This is a genomic window from Bradyrhizobium sp. SPXBL-02, assembly GCF_051853065.1.
Taxonomy (GTDB): Bacteria; Pseudomonadota; Alphaproteobacteria; order Rhizobiales; family Xanthobacteraceae; genus Bradyrhizobium.
Genome location: NZ_CP182474.1, coordinates 2,619,587 through 2,641,987, shown reverse-complemented (window position 1 = coordinate 2,641,987; position 22,401 = coordinate 2,619,587). Strand labels below are relative to the sequence as shown.

The 22,401-nt window shown below is 64.5% G+C and carries 22 protein-coding genes and 2 pseudogenes; 7 read left to right on the top strand and 17 right to left on the bottom strand.

Annotated elements, in window-relative coordinates; all coding sequences use genetic code 11:
- Nucleotides 1-155: 155 nt before the first annotated feature.
- From uraD to ACNJYD_RS11915, 5 genes are all read right to left on the bottom strand, one after another.
- A complete protein-coding gene (uraD, locus tag ACNJYD_RS11935; RefSeq protein ID WP_439366483.1) occupies nucleotides 156-1,043 on the bottom strand; it encodes a 2-oxo-4-hydroxy-4-carboxy-5-ureidoimidazoline decarboxylase in 888 nt (295 codons plus the stop codon).
- A gap of 4 nt (nucleotides 1,044-1,047) precedes the next feature.
- Nucleotides 1,048-1,983, bottom strand: coding sequence for an allantoinase PuuE (gene puuE / locus ACNJYD_RS11930; RefSeq protein ID WP_260380135.1), 936 nt, complete (start codon nucleotides 1,981-1,983; stop codon nucleotides 1,048-1,050).
- The gene (locus ACNJYD_RS11925; RefSeq protein ID WP_036045261.1) at nucleotides 1,984-2,397 is read right to left on the bottom strand and encodes a DUF3830 family protein; all 414 of its coding nucleotides are present in this window, start codon (nucleotides 2,395-2,397) and stop codon (nucleotides 1,984-1,986) included. It lies immediately after the preceding gene.
- Nucleotides 2,398-2,486: 89 nt separating this feature from the next.
- Nucleotides 2,487-2,762 carry a hypothetical protein gene (locus ACNJYD_RS11920; RefSeq protein WP_439366482.1) on the bottom strand — a complete coding sequence of 92 codons (276 nt, stop codon included), beginning with the start codon at nucleotides 2,760-2,762 and terminating at the stop codon, nucleotides 2,487-2,489.
- A gap of 1,225 nt (nucleotides 2,763-3,987) precedes the next feature.
- Nucleotides 3,988-4,389: a hypothetical protein gene (locus ACNJYD_RS11915; RefSeq protein ID WP_172785528.1), complete on the bottom strand. Its 402-nt coding sequence runs from the start codon at nucleotides 4,387-4,389 to the stop codon at nucleotides 3,988-3,990.
- Between the two features lie 289 nt (nucleotides 4,390-4,678).
- On the opposite strand from ACNJYD_RS11915, the gene ACNJYD_RS11910 reads away from it, so the two are divergent.
- Entirely contained in the window at nucleotides 4,679-4,930 is a 252-nt protein-coding gene (locus tag ACNJYD_RS11910; RefSeq protein WP_172785529.1) for a DUF2798 domain-containing protein, read from the top strand.
- Nucleotides 4,931-4,936: 6 nt separating this feature from the next.
- Here the strand turns inward: ACNJYD_RS11910 and ACNJYD_RS11905 are convergent, their stop codons facing one another.
- From ACNJYD_RS11905 to ACNJYD_RS11895, 3 genes and pseudogenes are all read right to left on the bottom strand, one after another.
- A complete protein-coding gene (locus ACNJYD_RS11905) occupies nucleotides 4,937-6,724 on the bottom strand; it encodes a chloride channel protein (RefSeq protein ID WP_172785530.1) in 1,788 nt (595 codons plus the stop codon).
- 15 nt (nucleotides 6,725-6,739) lie between these two features.
- The gene (locus ACNJYD_RS11900) at nucleotides 6,740-7,393 is read right to left on the bottom strand and encodes an L-fuculose-phosphate aldolase (RefSeq protein WP_260380139.1); all 654 of its coding nucleotides are present in this window, start codon (nucleotides 7,391-7,393) and stop codon (nucleotides 6,740-6,742) included.
- A 107-nt stretch (nucleotides 7,394-7,500) separates the two neighbouring features.
- Nucleotides 7,501-7,587: pseudogene (locus ACNJYD_RS11895) on the bottom strand (MarC family protein); the annotation flags it as partial.
- Between the two features lie 110 nt (nucleotides 7,588-7,697).
- On the opposite strand from ACNJYD_RS11895, the gene ACNJYD_RS11890 reads away from it, so the two are divergent.
- From ACNJYD_RS11890 to lon, 4 genes are all read left to right on the top strand, one after another.
- Nucleotides 7,698-7,904 carry a hypothetical protein gene (locus ACNJYD_RS11890; protein WP_172785532.1) on the top strand — a complete coding sequence of 69 codons (207 nt, stop codon included), beginning with the start codon at nucleotides 7,698-7,700 and terminating at the stop codon, nucleotides 7,902-7,904.
- A 98-nt stretch (nucleotides 7,905-8,002) separates the two neighbouring features.
- Nucleotides 8,003-8,569 carry a YciE/YciF ferroxidase family protein gene (locus ACNJYD_RS11885; RefSeq protein ID WP_172785533.1) on the top strand — a complete coding sequence of 189 codons (567 nt, stop codon included), beginning with the start codon at nucleotides 8,003-8,005 and terminating at the stop codon, nucleotides 8,567-8,569.
- A 156-nt stretch (nucleotides 8,570-8,725) separates the two neighbouring features.
- A complete protein-coding gene (locus ACNJYD_RS11880) occupies nucleotides 8,726-9,109 on the top strand; it encodes an Hsp20/alpha crystallin family protein (protein ID WP_024342525.1) in 384 nt (127 codons plus the stop codon).
- 8 nt (nucleotides 9,110-9,117) lie between these two features.
- Nucleotides 9,118-11,496: an endopeptidase La gene (gene lon, locus ACNJYD_RS11875; protein ID WP_439366481.1), complete on the top strand. Its 2,379-nt coding sequence runs from the start codon at nucleotides 9,118-9,120 to the stop codon at nucleotides 11,494-11,496.
- A 226-nt stretch (nucleotides 11,497-11,722) separates the two neighbouring features.
- Here the strand turns inward: lon and ACNJYD_RS11870 are convergent, their stop codons facing one another.
- The 4 genes from ACNJYD_RS11870 to ACNJYD_RS11855 all read right to left on the bottom strand — a co-directional run bounded on the left by ACNJYD_RS11870 (nucleotide 11,723) and on the right by ACNJYD_RS11855 (nucleotide 16,328).
- On the bottom strand, nucleotides 11,723-12,025 hold the full coding sequence (locus ACNJYD_RS11870) for an HU family DNA-binding protein (RefSeq protein ID WP_018320691.1): 303 nt from the start codon (nucleotides 12,023-12,025) through the stop codon (nucleotides 11,723-11,725).
- Between the two features lie 344 nt (nucleotides 12,026-12,369).
- Entirely contained in the window at nucleotides 12,370-13,602 is a 1,233-nt protein-coding gene (locus ACNJYD_RS11865; protein ID WP_439366480.1) for an acetyl-CoA C-acetyltransferase, read from the bottom strand.
- A 233-nt stretch (nucleotides 13,603-13,835) separates the two neighbouring features.
- Nucleotides 13,836-15,299: a GH1 family beta-glucosidase gene (locus ACNJYD_RS11860; protein ID WP_439366479.1), complete on the bottom strand. Its 1,464-nt coding sequence runs from the start codon at nucleotides 15,297-15,299 to the stop codon at nucleotides 13,836-13,838.
- A 75-nt stretch (nucleotides 15,300-15,374) separates the two neighbouring features.
- Nucleotides 15,375-16,328 carry a LysR family transcriptional regulator gene (locus ACNJYD_RS11855; RefSeq protein WP_260380143.1) on the bottom strand — a complete coding sequence of 318 codons (954 nt, stop codon included), beginning with the start codon at nucleotides 16,326-16,328 and terminating at the stop codon, nucleotides 15,375-15,377.
- An 82-nt stretch (nucleotides 16,329-16,410) separates the two neighbouring features.
- On the opposite strand from ACNJYD_RS11855, the gene ACNJYD_RS11850 reads away from it, so the two are divergent.
- Nucleotides 16,411-16,983 (top strand): YybH family protein, encoded by a 573-nt coding sequence (locus ACNJYD_RS11850; RefSeq protein WP_260380144.1) that lies wholly within the window; start codon nucleotides 16,411-16,413, stop codon nucleotides 16,981-16,983.
- A 168-nt stretch (nucleotides 16,984-17,151) separates the two neighbouring features.
- On the opposite strand, the gene ACNJYD_RS11845 is transcribed toward ACNJYD_RS11850, so the two are convergent.
- The 5 genes and pseudogenes from ACNJYD_RS11845 to ACNJYD_RS11825 form a co-directional block, all read right to left on the bottom strand.
- A complete protein-coding gene (locus ACNJYD_RS11845) occupies nucleotides 17,152-17,409 on the bottom strand; it encodes a tripartite tricarboxylate transporter substrate-binding protein (RefSeq protein WP_439366478.1) in 258 nt (85 codons plus the stop codon).
- Complete coding sequence (locus ACNJYD_RS11840; protein ID WP_439366477.1) at nucleotides 17,328-18,239, bottom strand: Bug family tripartite tricarboxylate transporter substrate binding protein; 912 nt, start codon at nucleotides 18,237-18,239, stop codon at nucleotides 17,328-17,330. Before ACNJYD_RS11840 ends, ACNJYD_RS11845 begins: the two co-directional genes overlap by 82 nt.
- The gene (locus tag ACNJYD_RS11835; protein WP_439366476.1) at nucleotides 18,217-19,062 is read right to left on the bottom strand and encodes a fumarylacetoacetate hydrolase family protein; all 846 of its coding nucleotides are present in this window, start codon (nucleotides 19,060-19,062) and stop codon (nucleotides 18,217-18,219) included. The genes ACNJYD_RS11840 and ACNJYD_RS11835 overlap by 23 nt, the downstream gene beginning before the upstream one ends.
- Nucleotides 19,059-20,673 (bottom strand): annotated as a pseudogene (locus tag ACNJYD_RS11830) (bifunctional 3-(3-hydroxy-phenyl)propionate/3-hydroxycinnamic acid hydroxylase). Before ACNJYD_RS11830 ends, ACNJYD_RS11835 begins: the two are co-directional and overlap by 4 nt.
- Nucleotides 20,670-21,569 carry a VOC family protein gene (locus tag ACNJYD_RS11825; protein WP_439366475.1) on the bottom strand — a complete coding sequence of 300 codons (900 nt, stop codon included), beginning with the start codon at nucleotides 21,567-21,569 and terminating at the stop codon, nucleotides 20,670-20,672. The pseudogene ACNJYD_RS11830 and the gene ACNJYD_RS11825 overlap by 4 nt, the downstream one beginning before the upstream one ends.
- A gap of 135 nt (nucleotides 21,570-21,704) precedes the next feature.
- On the opposite strand from ACNJYD_RS11825, the gene ACNJYD_RS11820 reads away from it, so the two are divergent.
- A complete protein-coding gene (locus ACNJYD_RS11820) occupies nucleotides 21,705-22,385 on the top strand; it encodes a GntR family transcriptional regulator (protein ID WP_246570757.1) in 681 nt (226 codons plus the stop codon).
- The last annotated feature ends 16 nt before the right edge of the window (nucleotides 22,386-22,401 follow it).

The following is a 22,401-nucleotide window of genomic DNA, read 5'->3' as shown; positions in this document are numbered from 1 at the left end:
TCGCCCCGCTTGCGGGGAGAGGGTTGGGGTGAGGGGGAGTCTCGGCGAGGACGGTGACAGTTGGACTCGCGGAGAGTCCCCCTCACCCGGATTGCATCTTCGATGCAATCCGACCTCTCCCCGCAAGCGGGGCGAGGTGAAGAGAGCGCTCGCATTTAGCTGCCGCGATAGGTCGAGTAGCTCCAGGGCGTGACCAGCAGCGGCACGTGGTAATGGCTTTCCGGCTCGCTGATCGCAAAGTGCAGCGGGATCTCGTCGAGGAACGGCGGGTCGGACAGCGGCACGTTGCGCGCGGCATAATATTTGGCAACGCTGAAGCGCAGCTCGTAGCGGCCGATCGGCAGCGGACGGCCGCCGATCAGCGGCCCGTCGGTGCGGCCGTCGGCATTGGTCACCGTGCGCGCGATGACGCGGTTCTCGCCAAGGCTCGCGAGCTCCACGAGCTCAATCGGAATGCCCGGCGCGGGCTTGCCGATCTGGTTGTCCAGCACATGGGTCGAGAGCCGGCCGTGCACCTTCAGCCTGTCATCGGCGACGACGAGCTGGTCGAGCCGCAGCGCGGAGATGCGGCCGATCTCCTCGATCGCACGCCTTATCTCGGTCTTGGCGATGTTGAGCAGCCGGGCCTCGAAGTCGCGCAGCACGGAATCCTTGGTGTGACGGCGCACGCAGACGATATAGGGGAAGCCGAACTTGTCGCGATAGGCATTGTTGGCCCGCTCGAACGCGGAATATTCGGCATCCGACAGCCGGTCGAGGCCGGCGCTGTTCTGCTCGTCGGTCGATTCCGCGGTGAGGCCGGCGGCGCGCTGGGTCTTGTTGGCGAGATCGGGATGCGCCCGGATCAATGCCAGCTGCACGTCGGGCTCGGCACTCTGGATTGCCGCCATCAGCGCGCCGTGCAGCTCATTGATGCCGGCGAACGGCCGCTTTGCCGCGAGCTGCTCGGCGATCCACGGCGAATATTCGACGACGTTGGCGAGCACCGCGACGAAGTCGGCCGTGCTTGCAGCGTTGAGATCGCCGAGCGAAATCTGCGACATCATCTCACCCGATCTCGAATGCGTCGGCGGCAAGGTGGGCGTGCTTGTCGTGCCAGTGCTGCGCGATCTGCAGCCGCGTCGGCACCCAGACGCGCTCGTGCTTGCCGATATAGTCGAGAAAGCGGATCAGGCCCGCTGCGCGGCCGGGCCGGCCGGCGAGGCGGCAATGCAGGCCGACCGACATCATCTTCGGCGCGGTCTCACCTTCCGCGTAGAGCACGTCGAAGGCGTCCTTCAGATAGGTGAAGAACTGCTCGCCCTCGGCAAAGCCCTGCGGGTTGATGAACCGCATGTCGTTGGCATCCAGCGTATAGGGAATGATGAGCTGCTTGCCGCCCGTGCCCTTGACCCAATAGGGCAGATCGTCGGCATAGGAGTCGCAGAGATAGAGGAAGCCGCCCTCCTCCATCAACAGACGATTGGTGTTGATCGAGGAGCGCCCGGTGTACCAGCCGAGCGGACGCGAGCCCGTCGCCTCGGTATGGACGCGGATGGACTCGGCGATCTCGGCGCGTTCCTGCGCCTCGGTCATGTCCTTGTGCTCGATCCATTTCAGGCTGTGGCTGGCGATATCCCAGCCCGCCTCCTTCATCGCAGCGACAATCTCGGGATTGCGCTTCAGCGCGGTGGCGACACCGAACACCGTGGTCGGCCACTTCCGCTCGTTGAACATCCGCCACAGCCGCCAGAAGCCGGCGCGCGAGCCATATTCGAACATGGATTCGATGTTGGCGTGGCGCTGGCCGGGCCAGGGCTGCGCGCCGAGCACGTCGGACAGGAAGGCTTCCGAGGCGCGATCGCCGTGCAGGATGTTGTTCTCGCCGCCCTCTTCGAAATTGACGACGAACTGCACCGCGACCCGCGCGTCACCAGGCCATTGCGGATGCGGCGGGTTGCGGCCGTAACCGCGGAGATCGCGCGGGTAGCGGGGCTCAGTCACTCAGACTTCCTCGAAGCGGATCGGCAGCGCGCCCTTCCACAGCACGCTCTTGCCCAGCGTCGCCAGATTCTCCAGGCCCGAGGTCAGCGTGATGAAATGGTTGCCGGCGAGCTGGCCCATCTTGCTCGCGAAATGCACGCCGCCATAGGCCAGCAGGATCTCGGTCTCGCTGATGCCGCCGGGATAGAGGATGATCTGGCCGGGCGCCGGATAGCTGGTGTGGTTCTCGTAGCCGACGCCGAAGTCGAGGTCGCCGAGCGGCATCCACACGCCCTCGCCGCTCCAGCGCACATGGATGATGTGGCTTTCGAACGGCAGCGCCTTGCGGAAAGCGGCGACGGTCTTGGGCGCCGCTTGCTCCTCGAAACGGGCATCGAAGGTGAAATCGCCGGCGCGGATAACGAGTTTGCTCATCTCATCTCTCTGGATCGGGGGCGATGCGCCCCGCGGGAACTTTCAGCAAAGAGCACTCCATCGGGCTTCGCGCAAGGGGCGAAGCCACATCACCTGCGGTCGTAGGACCAGCCGAATATGCCGCTCCGCCTGACCTCCGGCTCCGGCTCGGCCGCGGCCGGCGCCTCCTTCAGTTCCGCCTGCGGCGGCGGTGCGGGCGGCGCCGGCAGGTTCTCGCATTTCATGGAATAGACCAGCTTGCCGTCCGCGGTCCGCCCGATTGGTGCGCAGGGGTCGGGACGCGCCGCCGCGCTCTTCGGCGTGGGCTTGATCTGCGCCGCCGCCGGCGCGGCAACCAAGAGAAGGACCAGCAGATATTTCGACATCGTTGTCGCCTGGAAGCTCAATGTCCCATTGAACCGGATTGCGCAGGCTGAGTCCATATGTGAGGCGGCAATCGTGCTCACGAACGTGTCCCGGACAAGCTGCAACGCTTTGAGCGTGGCAGCGCAGAGCCGGGACCCGGAGCGATACAGCACGATGCCGCGACGTGGGCCCCGGCTCTGCGGCGCATCGTCGAAGGGACGCTGCCATAGCGCGTCGAAGACGCGCGTAAACGCGCTGATGGCGTCCGGGGCACGAGAGCGAAGTGTGGTGGCACACTCTCCTCCTCGTCATTGCGAGCGCACGAAGCAATCCAGAGTCTTTCCACGGAGGGATTCTGGATTGTTTCGCTGCGCTCGCAATGACGGAGTATGAGGCAACTGCATTGCTCTTTCGGCTCGCATCTTGCTTGCAGACACGCCTTCGCGTCCTCGCGGCTTATTCGCCCGAGCCTTGCTTGATTGCTCGACCCTCTCTAGCCAAGAGGGCGCAGGGAAGACCGGGTGCCGACTGGCACCCGCGGTCCGCTGCGCGAAAGGTAGCGCAAAAGAACCGCACAGCAGCATACAGGTGTAGCCAAACACTCGGCCTTCCCTGCGCGATGGTCGGACGGCTTATGCCGCGCTCTCCCGGGAGCCGAATTCCTTCTGGCCTCCCTCGCCCCGCGAATTGCATGATGCAGTCCGCCCGGTTGGGCTCGCTCGCACCTCCGCAGAAGCTTGACCGTAGCAACGACGGCCAGGACCACACGGTTTTGCCGTACGCACGGCCCGCCATTTCGCCGCAGTATTCCCGAGCCCTGTCGACAAAGCTGGAAACTTACAGACGAGACGAAGCCTAGCAGCGCCGTCGTCCGCACGCGGTTACGGACTCACAGGGACTACCCGCCCTGCCCGCACCTCTCGTGCCGACGCTGCCGCGCCCACCGCAAGCCCGGCTCGCGACAATGACGACCACAAGATCGCCCCTCTTGGATGAGCCAGGATAGGCGAAACATACGATATTTCCGAATTTCGGTAAAGCGGAATGTTTTCGCGCGGGTGGGTTGACAGCCCGGCGACACACCCGGGTCTCGTGGCCCGGATGGAGCGCCAGCGTAATCCGGGACAATGCAAGATGCCGGGCGAGCGGACCCGGATTACGCTTTCGCTCCATCCGCGCTACGGAAGCGGGATTTAGCTTGGACGCGCCGTGTCCGGCCGAAAGACCTGTGCTGCCGCCGACCGCTCAGTATGGTGCGTAACGATAGCCCGGATCGTAGTAGTAAGGACCGCCGCCGTAATAGCCGGGACCGCCGTAGTAGGGACGCGGGCCATAACCATAATAATAGCGGTTTTCATAGTATTCCTGGCGGCGGCTCTCGGCGATTGCGCCTCCGATCAGACCTGCGGCCATGCCCATGAAGGCGAGACCCGCGGCATTCGGCCCGCGTCGATAGTAACGCCGCCGGTGCGCGCTGAAATCGGTGACGTCGGAGGCAGCCTGACCGGCCACGGCCGCCTTGGCGGCCGGTGTCCCGGCCGAAGCCGCTGCGGACGGGGATGCGGAAGCCGCAATCAGGGCGAGGCTCGCAAGCGCGACCACGATCGTGTTGCGGCCGGCAGCGGAAATCACGGGTCCAATACTCATTTTCGTATTCCCTCTCTTCTCGCCCAAAGAAACATAAGCAAACGATCTATAATCCGCAAACCACTGAAATGGTTTCATGATCGCGGCGATCTGCCACGGTTTGAACGATTGTAAACCGAACGATCAGATCCAGCTTGAACCCTCCAACCTGAGCGGATAATGAACAGCCGCGCCGTTTTTCGGTCGCCGTAAGCGTTTCACGTGAACCAACGCATCAACCGACGCCGTCGGGATCGATGCCATTTTCGGGTTCAACGTGACTGACGCGTCCTTCTCCAAGAGAAACCAGATGATCGTGGTTCGCAAACTGCCGGCGCGCTATGCGCCGATCGTGATGCCATTCGTGCTGTCCATCCTCATGACGGCCGTGGTGTCGGTCATTTCGACGCTGCGGAGCCTGGGGGCAACGCCGGCGTTCCTGGCGACCTGGCCGGGCGCCTGGGGACTGTCCTGGCTCGTCGCCTTCCCGACGCTGCTCCTGGTGCTGCCGCTGGTCCGCCGGATCGTTGCCTGGCTCGTGGCAACCCCACCCGGCCGGTAGCCGCGCCTACGACAGCGCCCCCAGCACGCCCCTCGTCGCCTTGTCGATCTCCTCGACATAGCGGCGGCGGGCGAAGTTCTCGGTGAGGAAACCGACCACCTTGCGGCTGTCGGTGGAATCGACCACCGCCAGCATCTCCGCCTCGGCTTCGTCGAACACCGCCATCGCCGACTTCACGTTCATTTCCGGGATCAGCACGATGTCGATCAGGCGGGCGAGCTCGATCACCTGGATGTCGTCGGCGATGGTGTCGAGGTCGCTGGAGAACAAATCGGGCAGCAGGACGAGGCCGATATATTCGTCCGCATTGTTGACGATGACGATTCCCGGCCGCGAGCCGAGCGCGAACTCGCGGCGCGCGGCGGCGATCGTCGTGGTCGAGGGCACCTTGCCGACGTCCGAGCGCATCAGGCGCTCGACCGTGAGGTTGCGCAGCCAGCCGACGTCGTTGGCGCTGCGGATGGTCTCGCCGCGCAGATGCAGGCGCCAGGTCGAGAAGGAATGGCCGAACATGAAGCGGACGCAGATCGAGGTGACGATGCAGCCGGCCAGCACCACGGCGGTGACGTCGACATTGCGTGTCATCTCGAGCACCAGGAACGACATCGTGAGCGGGCCGCCGACGATGGCGACGCCGAGCGTCGCCATGCCGGTCAGCATCGCCACCAGGGGGTCGATCACGAAATGCGGACTGATCAGCTCCAACAGCTCGGCGAAGAACTTTCCGATCAGGCTGCCGACGAACAGCGAGGCGAAGAACAGGCCGCCGCGAAAGCCCGAGGCGAGCGAGATCAGGCAGGCCGTCACCTTCAAGGCGATGATCAGCGCGATCAGGCCGATGGTCATGTCGTGGAAGAGATCGAGCACCATGGCGCCATGGCCGGCCGCGAGAACCTGCGGCGTGATGATGGCGAATCCGCCGACGATGAGGCCGCCGATCACGGGACGCAGCCAGACCGGCATCCAGGCGAACAGCCGCTCGAACACCGGCGAGGAGCGCATCACGGCGATGCCGACGCCGCTGGTGATGAGGGCGAGCCCGATCAAGGCGAGATACTGCTCGACGCCGACGGCGCTGACCTTGGGTATCTCCAGCGAATAGGGCGCGCCGCCGAGCCATTGCGCGGTCAGGGCGCCCGCCAGCGAGGCCGCCAGGATCGGCGCTGCGCTGCCGACCGAATAGACGCCGACGATCAGCTCGCAGGCGTAGAAGGCGCCGGTGATCGGCGCGCCGAACGCCGCCGCGATCGCTGCCGCCGCCCCGCAACCGACCATCAGGCGCAGATCGTTGCGACGGAGATTGAAGAACTTGCCGAGCAGCGAGGCGATGCCGGAGCCGATCTGGGTATAGCCGGCCTCGAGGCCGACCGAGGCGCCGCAGCCGTTCGAGATCAGGGTCTGGCTCGACACAACCACGCTGTCGCGCATCGACAGATTGCCGCCGCGCAGCGCGTTGGCCTCGATCGGGTCGACGGCGTTAGAGATCTTCATCCGCCGTCGCGACCATTCCATGATGCCGAGCGCGAGCCCGCCGAGTGCAGGCGCGATCAATGCCGCCCACGGACTGACGCTCGCGTGGGCCGACAGGTGGACATCAACGGGAATGCCGTAGATCACGACATGCGCGATCTGGGCGATGTGGGCCATCAGCGTCACGACGGCACCCGCGAGCGTGCCGATCACGAGCGCGAGCGGGATCAAATAGAACTCGTTGCTGCGCAACAGCGCACGCAGCCGAACCATCGTGCGGTTCGTCTTCTTGCGATCGACGAGATGCCTGATCCGCACCAACATCGTCTGGCCCGCCTCCTACCCTTCCGACAGGCCGTAACCGGCCATGCGCTGGCGGACCCGTTCGATCTCCTCGCTCGGAAGCAGCGGCGGTTGTCCGATCTGCAGACAGCCGTGATATTGCCGCGCCAACGTCTCGACCTCGACCGCGAGCCACATCGCCTTGTCCAAGGTCTTGCCGATCGCGATCATGCCGTGATGGTCGAGCAGGCAGGCCAGGCGGCCCTCCAGCGCCCGCACCGCATGCTCAGACAGCTCCGCCGTTCCGAACGTCGCGTAGGGCGCGCAGCGGATGCTGTCGCCGCCCGCCGCCGCGATCATGTAATGCACGGGCGGGATCTCCATGCCCATGATCGCCAGGATGGTGCAATAGGTCGGGTGGGCGTGCACGACGGCGTTGACGTCGGGCCGCGACTTCAGGATGTCGCGATGAAAGCGCCATTCGCTCGACGGCTTCTGGCCGGGCGCGTGCGAGCCGTCCATGGCCATGAAGACGATCTGGTCCGGACTCATGGCCTCATAGGGCACGCTGGTGGGCGTGACCAGGAGCCCGTCCGCATGCCGGACGCTGATATTGCCCGATGTGCCCTGGTTGATGCCGAGCGCGTTCATGCGCCGGCAGGCCTCGATAATGGCCTGTCTCTTGGCGAGCTCGTCCGCTGTCAGCGACATGTCGCTTTCCTGTCGAAGGGCTTGTTGGACCGGAAGTACGTCAAAGCAACGTGACAGTGCAAGCGAAAGCGTCCCGGATCCTGCCGCCAAGCCCTAGGGCAAACTGTCCGGACCGCCGCGACCCCGTTGATGACGAACTGCTCGGAATAGGCGGCGAGCCTCATGCCAAGGACGCGCGAGAGCACGGCATTTCCGCAACCGCTGCCGACCTGGTCTGACGCCGCGGGCCGCGGCCGCATGGAACGAGGCTTCGGCCGCCGACTTAGCTCAGCGTGACAGCAATGGACAATTGTGGAGACCCATCATGAGCGACAGTGGAGTTAGCATGCTCTTGGGCCACGCCTCGGCCCAGATGCTTTGGCTCTGGTTCATCGGCGCGTTCGTGCTCGGCGCGGTCCTCGTCTACGGGGTGATGAAGGCCGGCAACTTGCGCCGCAGCGAGCGCGCACGCCTTGATCGCGCAACGGAAGAGCGCCAGCGTCAGGAAGACCCTTTCAAACGCCCGACCTGAGCGCGGTTGCAGTTTGGAACTTTCGTTCTCCGACGGCTTTGATCGGCCGAGGATTGAGGAAGGCGAGGCCTTCCCGTGTCGCCTCATGAGGAGGACGTATGGCTAAACGAGCGAAGAAACGCACGACAAAGAAGACCGCGGCGCGCCGGCCGCGTCCGGCGCCGAAGATGCTCAGCGACCTGTTTCTGGAGACGCTGAAGGACATCTATTTCGCCGAGAACAAGATCATCAAGACCCTGCCCAAGATGGCCAAGGCCGCGAATTCCAAGGAGCTTGCGGCCGCCTTCAACAAGCATTTGCGCGAGACCCAGGGCCAGGTCAAACGGCTCGACCAGATCTTCAAGATGCTGGGCAAGCCGGCACGCGGCAAGCCCTGCGAAGCCATCAACGGCATTGCCGACGAGGGCGCCGAGATCATGAAGGAGTTCAAGGGCGCGCCAGCGCTCGATGCCGGACTGCTCGCGGCAGCGCAGTCGGTCGAGCACTACGAGATCTCCCGCTACGGCACGCTGCGCACCTGGGCCGAGGAGCTCGGCATGCAGGACGCAGCAAGGCTGCTCCAGGAGACGCTGGACGAGGAAGAAGCGACCGATCGGACGCTGACCGAGCTCGCCACCTCCGTGATCAACCTCGAAGCGGAAGAAGAGTACCGCGCAGCGGCCTGACCGCGCGCCCTGCCAATGAACGGAACGTCGCGGCCGCATGCCGCGGCGTTCGCTTGCCTTGATCGCACTGCGGCGCATGGCACGTGCGCGCCACCGCACTGGATTTCCTTGGAACCAGCCCCATATGCAGGCTTTCGCAGCCCCCGAGCCCGCATCATGCAACCCAAAAATCCCCTCGACTGGATGCTGTCCGAAGCCCTGGACTCGCTGACCCGCGCCGATCGGCTGCGCCAGCAGTTCGGCCGCCAGGAAGCCTGCTGGGAACCGCCGATCGACGTGCTCGAAACCGAGCGTGAGCTCCTGATCCTTGTCGCACTTCCCGGCGTCAATCCGGACAATGTCGAGACCGTCATCCATGACGGCGTTCTCGTCATCTCGGGTCAGCGCACGCTCCCGCCGGAGCTTCGCAACGCCCGCATCCATCGGCTCGAGCTGCCGCAGGGCCGCTTCGAGCGCCGCATCGCGCTTCCCCTCGGCCGCTACGCCATCAGCCGCTTCGTGATGGACGGCTGCGTCGCACTGCGCCTCGCGAAATCCTGAGGTCGATCATGGCCACCGAACAGATGAACAACGAACAGACCAATAACGACGTGAAGATCCCCGACGACGCGCTGATCATCGTCCCCGTGCGCGAGATGGTGCTGTTTCCCGGCGCCATCGCGCCGATCACGATCGGCCGGGCGAAGTCGATTGCCGCCGCGCAGCAGGCGCTGCGCGAGCAACGGCCGATCGGCATCGTCCTGCAGCGCAGCCCCGAGACCAATGCCCCCGGGCCGGACGACCTCTATAGGGTCGCAACCATTGCCAACATCGTGCGCTACATCACCGCGCCCGACGGCACCCATCACATCGTCTGCCAGGGCGTGCAGCGCGCGCGCATCCTCGACTTCCTGCCGGGGACGCCGTTCCCCGCCGCGCGCTTCCAGCAGATCCCCGAGCCGACCACGACCTCGCCCGAGATCGAGGCCCGCGCGCTGAACCTGCAGCGCCAGGCCATCGAGGCGATCGAGCTGCTGCCGCAGGCGCCGCCCGAGCTTGCCGCGATGTTCCAGGGCACCAGCGCGCCCGGCGCGCTGGCGGACCTGGCCACCTCGTTCATGGACATCAAGCCGCAGGACAAGCAGGAGGTGCTGGAGACCATCGACCTCGCGCTCCGCATCGACAAGGTGTCGAAGCACCTGGCCGAGCGGCTCGAGGTGCTGCGCATTTCCAACGAGATCGGCCAGCAGACCAAGGCCTCCTTCGACGAGCGGCAGCGCGAGGCGATCCTGCGCGAGCAGATGGCGACCATCCAGCGCCAGCTCGGCGAAGGCGACGGCAAGGCCGCCGAGGTCACCGAGCTGACGGCTGCGATCGCCAAGGCCAACATGCCGCCGGAGGCGGAGGCGCATGCCAAGAAGGAGCTGCGCCGCTACGAGCGCATGCCGGAGGCTGCCGGCGAAGCCGGCATGGTCCGCACTTACCTCGACTGGCTGATCGAGCTGCCCTGGGCGCTGCCCGCGGAGAAGCCGATCGACATCAAGCAGGCGCGAGCCATCCTGGATGCCGACCATTTCGGCCTGGAAAAGATCAAGAGCCGGATCATCGAATATCTGGCGGTGCGCAAGCTCGCCCCGCAGGGCAAGGCCCCGATCCTGTGCTTCGTCGGCCCGCCCGGCGTCGGCAAGACCTCGCTCGGCCAGTCCATCGCGCGCGCGATGGATCGCCCGTTCGTGCGCGTCAGCCTGGGCGGCGTGCATGACGAGGCCGAGATCCGCGGTCACCGCCGCACCTATATCGGTGCGCTGCCCGGCAACATCATCCAGGGCATCAAGAAGGCGGGTGCGCGCAATTGTGTCATGATGCTTGACGAGATCGACAAGATGGGCCGCGGCGTCCAGGGCGATCCTTCCGCCGCCATGCTGGAGGTGCTCGACCCCGAGCAGAACGGGACATTCCGGGACAACTATCTGGGCGTGCCCTTCGACCTGTCGCGCGTGGTGTTCATCGCGACCGCCAACATGCTGGACCAGATCCCGGGTCCGCTGCTGGACCGCATGGAGCTGATCAGCCTCGCCGGCTATACCGAGGACGAGAAGCTGGAGATCGCGCGGCGCTATCTGGTGCGGCGGCAGCTCGAGGCCAATGGCCTCTCGGCCGAGCAGGCCGAGATCGAGCCGGAGGCCTTGAAGCTGATCGTCAAGGGCTACACCCGTGAGGCCGGCGTGCGTAACCTCGAGCGCGAAATCGGCAAGGTGTTCCGCCATGCCGCGGTGCAGGTCGCCGAAGGCACGGCCACGAAGGTCGTGGTGACGGCAAACGACATCGCCACCGTGCTCGGCCAGCCGCGCTTCGAGGGCGAGATCGCACTGCGCACCAGCGTTCCGGGCGTTGCCACTGGCCTCGCCTGGACGCCGGTCGGCGGTGACATCCTGTTCATCGAGGCCACGCGCGTGCCCGGCAAGGGCGGGCTGATCCTGACCGGCCAGCTCGGCGACGTCATGCGCGAGAGCGTGCAGGCTGCGCTGACGCTGGTGAAGAGCCGGGCCTCCCAGCTCGGCATCGATCCGCAGGCGTTCGAGAAGAGCGACATCCACGTTCACGTCCCGGCGGGGGCAACCCCGAAGGACGGGCCGAGCGCGGGCGTTGCGATGTTCACGGCGCTGACGTCCCTGCTCACCAACCGGACGGTGAGGAGCGACACCGCGATGACGGGCGAGATCTCGCTGCGCGGCCTGGTGCTGCCGGTCGGCGGCATCAAGGAGAAGGTGGTGGCGGCGGCGGCTGCCGGCCTGAAGCGGGTGATGCTGCCGGCGCGCAACAAGCGGGATTACGACGACATCCCGAAGAGCGCGCGGGACAACCTCGAATTCATCTGGCTGGAGCGCGTCGACGAAGCCATCGCCGCGGCGCTCGAGCCGGCTGAAGCCAAAGAAGCGGCGGAGTGAAGGCGATGAAGAAACTGCTGGAAAGAGCGAAGCGATCGCGGAAGACGCAGCGGCTGCGCCAATTGCTCGATCGGGCGATCGACCGGATTCGCGATACGCTCGCAGGAGCCGCGGCTTCAGCCTGTTACGGTCCGGGTGAAGCGCCGCAAGGGTTGAGCCCTCCGTCTCAGGCCCTCGCGGCAGCCCCAGACAAAAGGCCCCCTCGTTCGAGGGGGCCTTTGCGTTGTTAGCCCACGGCGTCCTTGGCGGCCTTGACCGGGCGGGCGCGGACGATCTTCCGGGCCGGCTTGGCCTTGAACATCATCTCTTCACCCGTGAACGGGTTGGTGCCCTTGCGCGCCTTGGTCGCGGGCTTCTTGATGACCACGAACTTGGCGAAGCCCGGCACCAGGAACAGGCCGTTCTTCTTGAGCTCCTTGTGGCCGACGTCGGTCAACGTCTCCATGACGTTCTTGACGTCACGCTTGGAAAGCTCGGTGGCGGTCGCAATCTTTTCGATCAACTGCGATTTGGACATCTGGGTTGGCATCGTGTCTCCTCTGATTCGTTGCCGGTTGCATATTAGACCAACCGTTGAAGGCCTATAGCCTTCTGCACAGTTTTGTCGCGAAATTACGGGCTTTTCTGGCCTGCTGTGACAAAAAACCCTGCTTTTTAGCACCTTCCGGAGCGGAGGAAGCCTCGGGCAGCGGTTTTTGCCTTGTTTCAAAGGCCCGCACGACATCTTGCTAGAACTGATTCGCCGCTTTCGACAAGCGACGACCGGCCTCTTTGTGAATGCCGGTCGTGTTTTCACCCTGAAAAATAAGGGTCGGATCGCAGGTCGCCGGTCTTCCTCCCCGTAAAAATGGGGAGAAAGTGAGGGGCGACTGGCTAGACGCGCTCGATGATGATGGCCGGCGCCATGCCGCCGGCGGCGCACATGGTGACGAGACCGCGCTTGAGGTGGCGCCGTTCGAGCTCGTCCAGCACCGTGCCGATCAGGATCGAGCCGGTGGCGCCGATCGGATGGCCGAGCGCGATCGAGCCGCCGTTGACGTTGACCTTGGCCCGGTCGAGCTTGAGGTCGCGGATATATTTTTCCGCCACCACGGCGAAGGCCTCGTTGATCTCGAACAGGTCGATGTCGTCGATGGTGAGGCCGGCCCTGGCCAGCACCTTGCGCGTTGCCGGTCCCGGTGCGTTCAGCATCAGGGTCGGCGAGTCCCCCATGTTGGCCATCGCGACCACGCGGGCCCGGGCTTTGAGGCCATGGGCCTTGGCGTAAGCGGGCGAGGCCAGCAGGATCGCAGCGGCGCCGTCGACGACGCCGGAGGAATTGCCGGCGTGATGCACGAAGTCGATGTCGAGATCGGGGTACTTTTGCAGGATCAGGCCGCGATAGGTCGTGCCCTTGTCGTCGAGCGCGTAGTCCGCGATCGCCGGAAACGCCGGCTTCAGGCTGCTGAGGCCTTCCATCGTGGTCTGCGGCCGCGGGTATTCTTCGTGGTCCAGCGCCAGGCTGCCGTCCTCGCGGTGGACCGGCACGAGGCTCTTCTTGAAGTGGCCGTTCGCGATCGCATGCGCGGCGCGCTTCTGGCTCTCCAGCCCGAGCGCGTCGACGTCCCTTCGGGTGATGCCCTCCAGCGTCGCGATCGCATCGGCGCAGACGCCCTGATGCGACTGCGGATGCCGTGCCCGCAGGCGCAGATTGCCGCCGTCCATCATCATCGGGCCGCCGCCGCGGCGTCCCTCCATCGACATCATCTCGCAGCCGCCGGCGATGACGAGGTCTTCCGCACCCGCCATGATCGAGGATGCCGCCATGTTGACGCTGGTGATGCCGCTCCCGCAGAAGCGGTCGAGCGTCACCGCGCTGGCACGCACGTCGTAGCCGGCATCGAGCGCCGACATGCGGCCGAGATCGCCGCTCTGCGTTGCCACCTGCGCGCTGCAGCCCCAGACGATGTCGTCGACATCGGCAGTGTCGATGCCGGTGCGGTCGGCGAGCGCGCGCAGCACGGTTGCCCCGAGCTGCTGCGGATGAATGCCCGACAGGGCTCCCTTGCCGGCCTTGCCGATGCCCCGCGGGGTCCGGCAGGCATCGATGATCAGCGCGTCAGCCATTGGCGTCGTCCTCTTGTTTATGGGTGTTGAAGACGGTTTTGAATAAGCGGGAGAGTGGAGTCAATCCGAGACGCCTTCTTCGCCTCTCCCCGCGTGCGGGGAGAGGCCGGATTTTACGCGCAGCGGAAAATCCGGGTGAGGGGGAGCTTCAGCAAGGACGGCGACAGATGGACTCGCGGAGAGAGCCCCTCACCCCTGCCCTCTCCCCGTAAGAACGGGGAGAGGGAGAAGAGCTACGCCCCCGCCGCGTTCTTCGCGATCACGTTGCGGTAGAAGCTGGCGCTGAGTTTTGCCGTGCGGACCTGGGTGTCGAAATTGACGTGGTACAGCCCGAAACGCTTGTTGAGGCCATACACCCACTCGAAATTGTCCATCAGGCTCCAGAGGAAATAGCCGCGCACCGGCACGCCTTCGTCGGTGGCGCGCTGGAGCTGGGCGAGATAATTGCGCAAATACATGATGCGGTCGGTGTCGTAGATCTTGCCGTCGGGCGACACCACATCGTCGCCGGAGGTGCCGTTCTCGCTGATATAGATCGCATCCGTCTTCCAGATCTTCGCCGCCAGCTTCGGCACCCAGTAGATCGTCTCTGGCCCGACGCGCAGCCAGTCCGAATTCATGTGCGGAAACGATTTCGGGATCGGCAGCGGCTTGAAGCCCGCGCCCTGATCGGACGCCACCACGTAGTTCTGCGGCGCATAGATGTTCAGGCCGAGGAAGTCGACCGGCGACGAGATGATCTTGAGCTCCGCGTCGGTGTATTTCGGCGCGTTGGACCCGGCGTATTTCAGGAATGCATCGGTATAGCGGCCCGTCATGATGACGTTGAGATAACCGGCATTCATCTCGCGTAGCGCGATCTCCGCGGCGCGCACGTTTTCCGGCGTGTCGAACGCAGGCGCGCAGGCATCGATGTTCTCCGCCGGCCCCACCCTGGTGCCGCGGCGGCCATGGGCGCGCACCGCCTGCACCGCAAGCCCGTGCGCCAGCGCGCTGTTGTGCCTGATCTGGTTGACGGCGGCTTGCGGCAGCTTCAAGCCCGGCGCGTCGATGCCGATGCCGTAACCGAAATAGACGAAGCGCCCGCTCTCGTTCAGCGTGAACACGTTCCTGACCCGGTCGGTGAGGTGCGCGGCGACATAGGCCGCGTAATCGCCGAAGATCTTGCAGGTCTCGGTCGAACGCCAGCCGCCGAAACGGTCCTCGAGCGATTGCGGCAGATCCCAATGATAGAGGGTCAGCCACGGCTCGATGCCGTTCTTCAGGAGCTCGTCGACCAGACGATGGTAGAAGTCGAGCCCTTTCGGATTGGGCTTGCCGTCGCCGTCGGGAAACAGCCGCGGCCAGGCCACCGAGAAGCGATAGGCCTTGCAGCCGAGCTCCTTGATGAGGGCGATGTCCTCCTTGTAGCGGTGATAGTGCTCGTTGGCGCGGTCGCCGGTGGTGCCGTCCTCGATCTTGCCGGGGATGCGGACGAACTTGTCCCAGATCGAGGCCCCTCGCCCATCCTCCTCGACCGCGCCCTCGACCTGATAGGACGAGGTCGCCGTGCCCCAGAGAAAGCCCGCAGGAAAGCCGCCTGCATTGCGCGGCGGCCGTCTCGGCTTGGCCTCGACCGCCTCAAGGGGACTCGCAATCCCGGCTGCGGACAATCCCGCCAGCGTGGCAAACCGGCGGCGCGAGACCCCATCCATCATCGATGCTGCTCCACTTCTCTTCATTTCGGGCCGGCACAATGAACAGTTCCGGGCGATTTGAGAAGCGGGTGGATTCTAGCGTCGACTTGCTCCGATTGAACCGACCAAGACCTGCATCAGCCACTCAATGCCGGCGTCTCTCATCGCCGCCTTGGTTGCGATGGCCCGGATCGTGTCAGGTTTGCGCGCGAAAGGCAGCTCGACGAACACCAAGCCGAAACGGCGCGCGTGGTGCTCCACCAATCGGCGCGGCAAGGCTGCGATCAGGTCAGACCCGGAAAGTTGGGCAAGCGCCATCATGAAATTCGGGACCGTCAAGGCGATGCGGCGTTGGAGGCCGCGCTTGGCCAACATGTCGTCGACGAAACCGCGCGGTTCACCACTGAGAGAGACCAGCAGATGTTGCGATTGCGCGAAGGCCGCATGGGTTGGCGCTTTTGACAAGCGATGTCCCTTGCGCATGGCCAGCACAAACTCCTCCTCATAGAGGCTGCGCGCCTCGAACCGCGGTGATACCGAAGGCAGCGGCAACATTGCGACGTCCAGCTCGCGTCTTTCCAGCATGTCGAGGCATTGCTGCCAAGGCTCTCCGATCGCGCCGTCGCGCGGCGCCGGCATCAGGTGGATCAACCCGATGTCTATGTGCGGCGCGGCAGCTGCGATCGATCGCAACAGCGGACCGGTAGCCGAGACCAGCACCGCATCGGGTGCGCCAATGGTGAACCTGCGGCTGCTCTTTTCGGGGTCGAACGGCGTAGCCGAGCCGAACAGCTGTTCGACGCGCGCGATGATCTCAGCCACCGGCTCCCCTAGCTCCAAGGCCCGTGCCGTTGGAACGACGCCCTTCGGGGTCCGCAGAAACAGCGGATCGTTCAGCAGAAGCCGGAGCCGGCCGAGCGCATGGCTGACGGCCGACGGTGTCAGGCTCAGCCGAGCGGCTGCGCGCGCCACATGGCGCTCTTCCAAAACCACGCGGAAGAGCACGAGGAGATTGAGGTCGATCCTGGATAAATCAATTTGGTTCAGCATGTTGCTGAAATCATATCGCTGGATTCATCGGGATCAAGGCTCCATGGATGAGCTCGCACGTCATTCGACCAGGAGCTGTGAAATGACCAGGAGACCGCCCGGAGCGAACAAAAGCCCAGATTCTCAGCAGATCTCGCGGCGCTCGATGATGGCCGCTACGGCTGCAATTCCACTGTCCGTTCAGCTGTCGGCCGATGCGGCGGCTCAGAACGAGGCGGTAACGGCTCTCGTTGAGCGCGCTCGGCAGAAAAATGCCGCCTTCATGCGGGGCGACATGGATCGCTGGTCCAGGCTTGTTGGCATTGCGCCGGATTTCACGCTGATGCAGCCCTTCGGCGGCCCGGCAAGCCGCGGATTTGATGCCAGCCCCGAGCGCCTTGCTGCGCTATCGCGATACTTCAGGGAAGGTAAAACGGACCTCGAGGTTTTGCAGACCTATGCATCGGACGCGCTCGTCGTTCTCGTCATGGTCGAGCGCCAGCGCGCCGAGGTGGGCGGGCTGCCGGCCCAAGACTGGTCGCTGCGCGTGACCGAAGTCTACCGCAGGGACGGCACGGATTGGCAACTCGTGCACCGTCATGCGGATCCCCTGGTCCGAAGCATCACCTTGAAACAGGCGGCGATACTCGCCCGGGGCTGGCCAGAGGAAGAATGACGAAGTGCCGCAGATGAGCTGGATTCGGCGCTGACGCGAGATCTTGTCCGACATGTGATGCTGCCCCCGCGATGGTTGTTGCAGCCGTACAATGACGGGTCAGGGGAATTTGAGAAGCAGTGGGGCAGACGATGCAAATATGCCGAAGAGCGCCCCTGCTCCCAGGCGCTATTCAGGCTCGATGCCGAGCCCCTGGATGATCTTGCCGGACGAGACGAGCTGGTCGTCGAGGAAGCGCTTGGCGCCTGCCGCCGTCACGGCATCGCCGACACGGACATCGAAGCCGAGGGTCGGCGCGCGCTCGCGCACATCGGACGATTCCAGGGCGCGCGCAATCTCGGCGCTCAGTTTCGCGACGATGTCAGCGGGAGTACCGGCCGGGGCCATGAACATGAACCAGCCCTGGAGATCGACGCTTTGCAGCATCTCCGCAATCGCGGGAACGTCCGGCAGGGAGTCGATCCGTTTGGAACCTGCAACGGCAACAGGTATCGCAGCGTACCCGCCTTGATGAAGGCCTCGGCGATCGATGCCGACTGGATCGTCACCTGGATACGTCCTGAAATGGCGTCCTGCACCGCATTCGTGGTCGTGTTGTAGGGGATGAGGACAAAACCGGTCCCGGCGCTCTTGTTGATGGCTTGAGCGATCAGGCCCGAGAGGTTGCGCGCACCGTCGACGGCGAGGCTTAGCGAACCCGGTGCCGATTTTTCCAGCTTGATCAATTCCGGCAGCGTATTGGCCTTCACCTCGGGATTGACGAGAAGGACGTGGTTGCTTTTGGCCACCATCGCGACCGGGATGAAGTCTTTCACGGGATCATAGGGGAGCTTCTTGAACGTGTAGGGATTGGTGACGAGCGCCGCCGATGTGGCGAACAGGAACGTGTAGCCATCCGGAGCCGCACGGGCGACCGCCTGTGTGCCGACAAGGTTTGCGGCACCCGGACGATTCTCGACGACGAACTGCTGCCCGAAGGTCCGCGAGAGTTTTTCGGTGATGAGGCGACACATCACGTCGGGGCTGTTGCCCGCCGGCTGAGGCACGACGACGGTCACGGGCCGCTGCGGCCACGACTGCGCGAAGGCCGGAAGAGAGCAGCAAAGCGCAACGCCGGCGAGCAGCAGACGACGGGATAATCCGGACATTGGGCGTTCCTCCCTGGAGATCCCGCTTTGCGGGCCATTTTTGGTCGTTCGCACGCCGCAGCCGTCGGCGGCAGCAATCGCTCGATCAGGTTTCGTCTGTGACGACATTCCTGAGCACGCCGAGGCGTTCGACCTCGATCTCGACGACATCGCCAGGCTTCATCCAGAGCGGCGGCTCGCGCCGCGCACCGACACCCCCCGGCGTTCCGCTGACGATGACGTCCCCGGGCTCGAGCCGCGTAAACGTGGAGCAGTATTCGATCTGGCGCGGGATATCGAAGATCATCTGCTTGATCAGCGCTTCCTGCATGACTTGCCCGTTGAGGCGGGTCTGGAGCTTGAGCTCTCCGAGCGGGCCGAGCTCGGCCGGCGTCATCATCCAGGGCCCGAACGCGCCGGTATCCGGAAAATTCTTGCCCGGCGTGAATTGATGGGTGTGACGCTGGAAATCGCGGATGCTGCCGTCATTGTAGCAGGAGTATCCCGCGACATGATCCATGGCATCCGCGCGGGAGATGTAACGTCCCGCCTTGCCGATGATGACCGCGAGTTCGCCTTCGAAATCGAGATCAGTCGAGACGCGCGGCCGCACGATGGGCTGCAAATGTCCGGTCTGGCTGTTGGCATAGCGCGAGAAAATGGTGGGGTGATCGACCTCAGCGCGGCCGGTCTCCTTGCGGTGGGTCTCGTAGTTCAGGCCCACGCACAGGATCTTGTCCGGGTTCGGGATGACCGGCAGCCAGGTGACCGTTGAGATCGGAACGCCGGCGACGGAGGTCTTTGCATCCGCAACGCCGGCGAAGTCGGCGCCGATAGCGGCCTTGAGATCGGCATAGCGCGCTTTGAGTGCAGCGCCGACATCGAAAAAGGTTTCGTCCTCGACAATGCCCCAGGTGGTGCGGCCGTCGATCGCCACGGTGGCAAGCTTCACGGTATTCTCTCCATGTCAGATCGGGAATCTTGTCTTGCTCGGACGTCGCGACGACGCAACTCGATCTCGCGCAGGAGATCGCCTAGCTCGGAGGCATTGCGCACGGTTCCGAAAACGTAATGGTCTGGTCGCACGATCGCAGCGACGACACCGTGGCGGTCGAACCAGTTCGCGAGCACGCCCTCGGTCTCTTCAAGCGCATTTGGCAGACCCGCGCCGGCAGGCGCGACTGCCGCCGCCGACACGTCCGGGCGCGTGGCACAGAGCGAGAGCATGGAAGCGGCATCATCGCTGCGGCCGTCGATCAACACGCGCCAGCCGGTCCCGGTCACATCGTCCAGCAAGCGAGCGGTAGGGCCCCTCGCGATGCGCGGCTGCGGAAACAGAGTGCCACGTGCGGGCATCTCGTGCTGTGACAGGCATCCCGCGCGGAGCGGCGGAATGATTTCCTGCCGCGTCAGCAGCAGCGGCTTGCCGCCGCCGTCGGCGAGGATTTGCGCATCCCGCCGCCGGGCCGCTGCCGCATCGCGTTCGCAGATCGACTGGCCGATCGCCTTGATCTTGCCGGTCAGCTCGATGACGTGCTGCTTGCGTTCGACCGTGTAGCTGTCGAGCAGACTGTCGGAGGAGACGCCCTTGAGCACATGATCCAGCTTCCAGACCAGGTTCGTGGCGTCGCGCAGGCCCTGGCACATACCCTGGCCGATGAAGGGAGGCTGCTGATGCGCAGCATCGCCGGCGATCAGGATCCTGCCGTTGCGCCACTCGGCGGCGACGAGGGCGTGGAAACGATAGGAGGCGGCCCGCCACAATTCTCCGTCATGCGGCGTGAGCCATGGCGCGAGCAGCTTCCAGACATTGTCGGGCCGCTCCATCTGCCGCGCGTCTTCGCCTGGCAGCAGCATGATCTCCCAGCGGCGGTGCTTCTTCGGGCCGATCAGGAAGCTCACAGGGCGCGCCGGATTGCAGAACTGCGCGGAACATTGCGGCAGTCGGGCAAGCGCGTCTTCGTTCACGCGGACGTCGACCACCAGCCAGGGTTCATCGAAGATGAGGTCCTCAAGCGCGAGATCTGCGATCTGACGCACGGTGCTCGATGCGCCGTCGCAGCCGACTACGTAGCGCGCCGTCACGGAGCGGTGCTGTCCATCGCTGTTCTTCAGGCATGCTTCGACGCGATCGGGCGTTTGCACGAGACCGAGCAGCTCGACCCCGAGCTCTACCCACGTTGGAAAAACTGGTCGCGTGGCAGCGCAGTTCGGCCTCGACCGCGGGCTGGCTGAACACCATGCTCGGCGTGTAGCCAAGCGGATAGGGCTTTGCGACCATGTCGATTCGCCGGATCAGCTGGCCGTCGACGCCAAAATGCTCCGATGCGGTGAAAGGCTCGATATAGGGCGAGATTGCATCAGTGAGCCCCATATTATCAAAGTGACGGAAAATCTCGTGATCGAGCGCGATCGCGCGCGGCTTGTCGTACACGTCGGTCAGCCGGTCAATGACCAGCGTGCGATGACCAAGGCCGCCGAGCAGGCCTGCGGCAACGGCGCCGGTCGGCCCGAAGCCGACGACGAGCACGTCGTAGTCGATGGCGCCGGCCGTATCCGTCATGTGCGCGCCGTCGCGAAGGGAACGGCGATCTGCGCCGTTTTGCAGGCGTCAGACTTGGGCGGAGCGATGCCCCATTGATCGGTTCGTCCCGGAGGCCAGACCCAATCGCTCGGCCCCTTCGCGACGTAGCTGTCGTCGATCTGCAAGACTTCGGCCGTGTATTCAATGACGCTACCAGCCGGATCGACGAAATAGGCGAACACGTTGTCGCCCGGACCGTGGCGGCCAACGCCCCAGCCGATCGGATAGCCATGATCGATCATGCGGCCGGAGGCACGCATGACGGATTCGAGATCAGGCATGAGGAAAGCCACGTGATTGAGGCCGTTGCGAGGAGCCTCCGCAAGCACGACCGCGTGGTGATCGCTGTTGCAGCACAGGAACGCCATCAGCTTGGATCGATCCGACAGCCGGAACCCCAAGGTCTCCTGGTAGAAGGCCGAAAGCTTTTCAATGCCGGCGCTGTTGATGTTGACATGTGCCAGCCGCTCGGGGCGATCCGCGATCACGCGCGCCGGCTTGGTACGGTCGCCATGAACGAACTCGATGACGCATCCCTGCGCTTCGCGAACCACGAAACTTGTCCCGCCTGACGGCGCAGGCGACGGCGCGGGTGAGCTGATCACATCACAGCCGGCCTGCCGCGCACGCCCGAACAAGTGGTGCAGATCGTCGTGCGAGCGGGTGCGGAAGCTGATCTTGCGGAGTGACGTCGTCTCGCCCGGCGTGAGCTCGAGGACGTGGAAGTCGCTGCCCGTCGCGGCAAGGTACACCGTGTCGCCCGCTTCCGCCGCGACGTCGAGGCCCCAGACCTTGCTGTAGAAGTCGACCGAGCCGGCAAGCTGCGGCGTCGTGATTTCGACGCTGCGCAGGGCCGTTACCGGAAAGGCGGACATTGGGCTTCCTTACCAAGGAACGCGAACGTCTCCCTCCTTAATATGTATAAAGTTCCAGGTAAAGCAAAAATTTATAAATAATTGGCGCGAGCCGTGCTAATGTACATAAGTGCTGGAGATTCTGATGGGATGCCCATGAGCACTGACGGCCAACCGGCCACGCTGGCCACCACGATCTACGCACGCCTCAAGGCCGACATCCTGACGACGCGGCTCGAGCCCGGTCGCAAACTCCAGTCGCGCTTCCTGATGGAGCAGTACAATGTCGGGCAGACCCCGCTGCGCGAGGCGCTCAACCGCCTGACCAGCGAAGAGTTCGTCGTCGGCATGGAGCAACGCGGCTTCTACGTGAAGGAGGTCAGCAAGGAGGAGTTGCAGGAGCTGACCAAGACGCGATGCTGGGTGGAAGGCCTGGCGCTCCGCGAGTCCATGCAGAATGCGACCCAGACCTGGGAAGAGGCTCTGCTGGTTGCGCATCACAGGCTTGATCGTACGGCGCGCTCGCTCAAGCACGACACGTTCGAGGACAATCCGGATTGGGAGAAGGTGCACCGTGCCTTCCACACGACGCTGATCGGTCTTTGCGGCTCACGGCCGCTGCTCGGCTTCTGCGAGCAACTCGCCGACCGGCTCTATCGGTATCGCATGATGTCGATTGCGAAGGCCTATCCGGCACGCAAGGTCGGTGCCGAGCACACCGATATCCTTCAGGCGGTTCTCGGCAGGGACAGTGAGCGGGCCGTGCATCTGCTTCAGCAGCACTATCAGCGTACGGCCGACGTCATCTATTCCGATCTCGACGGATTGCTGGCGTAGCTTCGCATCAGGGACA

Bases quoted from the DNA above. Each gene is read 5' to 3' on its own strand.
- ACNJYD_RS11915 (WP_172785528.1), bottom strand. From the start codon at position 4,389: ATGAGTATTGGACCCGTGATTTCCGCTGCCGGCCGCAACACGATCGTG.
- ACNJYD_RS11890 (WP_172785532.1), top strand. From the start codon at position 7,698: ATGAGCGACAGTGGAGTTAGCATGCTCTTGGGCCACGCCTCGGCCCAG.
- ACNJYD_RS11885 (WP_172785533.1), top strand. From the start codon at position 8,003: ATGGCTAAACGAGCGAAGAAACGCACGACAAAGAAGACCGCGGCGCGC.
- ACNJYD_RS11865 (WP_439366480.1), bottom strand. From the start codon at position 13,602: ATGGCTGACGCGCTGATCATCGATGCCTGCCGGACCCCGCGGGGCATC.
- lon (WP_439366481.1), top strand. From the start codon at position 9,118: ATGGCCACCGAACAGATGAACAACGAACAGACCAATAACGACGTGAAG.
- ACNJYD_RS11845 (WP_439366478.1), bottom strand. From the start codon at position 17,409: ATGCTGCAAAGCGTCGATCTCCAGGGCTGGTTCATGTTCATGGCCCCG.
- ACNJYD_RS11850 (WP_260380144.1), top strand. From the start codon at position 16,411: ATGACCAGGAGACCGCCCGGAGCGAACAAAAGCCCAGATTCTCAGCAG.
- ACNJYD_RS11905 (WP_172785530.1), bottom strand. From the start codon at position 6,724: ATGTTGGTGCGGATCAGGCATCTCGTCGATCGCAAGAAGACGAACCGC.
- ACNJYD_RS11900 (WP_260380139.1), bottom strand. From the start codon at position 7,393: ATGTCGCTGACAGCGGACGAGCTCGCCAAGAGACAGGCCATTATCGAG.
- ACNJYD_RS11925 (WP_036045261.1), bottom strand. From the start codon at position 2,397: ATGAGCAAACTCGTTATCCGCGCCGGCGATTTCACCTTCGATGCCCGT.
- ACNJYD_RS11920 (WP_439366482.1), bottom strand. From the start codon at position 2,762: ATGTCGAAATATCTGCTGGTCCTTCTCTTGGTTGCCGCGCCGGCGGCG.
- ACNJYD_RS11855 (WP_260380143.1), bottom strand. From the start codon at position 16,328: ATGCTGAACCAAATTGATTTATCCAGGATCGACCTCAATCTCCTCGTG.
- ACNJYD_RS11825 (WP_439366475.1), bottom strand. From the start codon at position 21,569: ATGTCCGCCTTTCCGGTAACGGCCCTGCGCAGCGTCGAAATCACGACG.
- ACNJYD_RS11910 (WP_172785529.1), top strand. From the start codon at position 4,679: ATGATCGTGGTTCGCAAACTGCCGGCGCGCTATGCGCCGATCGTGATG.
- uraD (WP_439366483.1), bottom strand. From the start codon at position 1,043: ATGTCGCAGATTTCGCTCGGCGATCTCAACGCTGCAAGCACGGCCGAC.
- ACNJYD_RS11820 (WP_246570757.1), top strand. From the start codon at position 21,705: ATGAGCACTGACGGCCAACCGGCCACGCTGGCCACCACGATCTACGCA.
- ACNJYD_RS11880 (WP_024342525.1), top strand. From the start codon at position 8,726: ATGCAACCCAAAAATCCCCTCGACTGGATGCTGTCCGAAGCCCTGGAC.
- ACNJYD_RS11840 (WP_439366477.1), bottom strand. From the start codon at position 18,239: ATGTCGTCACAGACGAAACCTGATCGAGCGATTGCTGCCGCCGACGGC.
- ACNJYD_RS11870 (WP_018320691.1), bottom strand. From the start codon at position 12,025: ATGCCAACCCAGATGTCCAAATCGCAGTTGATCGAAAAGATTGCGACC.
- ACNJYD_RS11860 (WP_439366479.1), bottom strand. From the start codon at position 15,299: ATGATGGATGGGGTCTCGCGCCGCCGGTTTGCCACGCTGGCGGGATTG.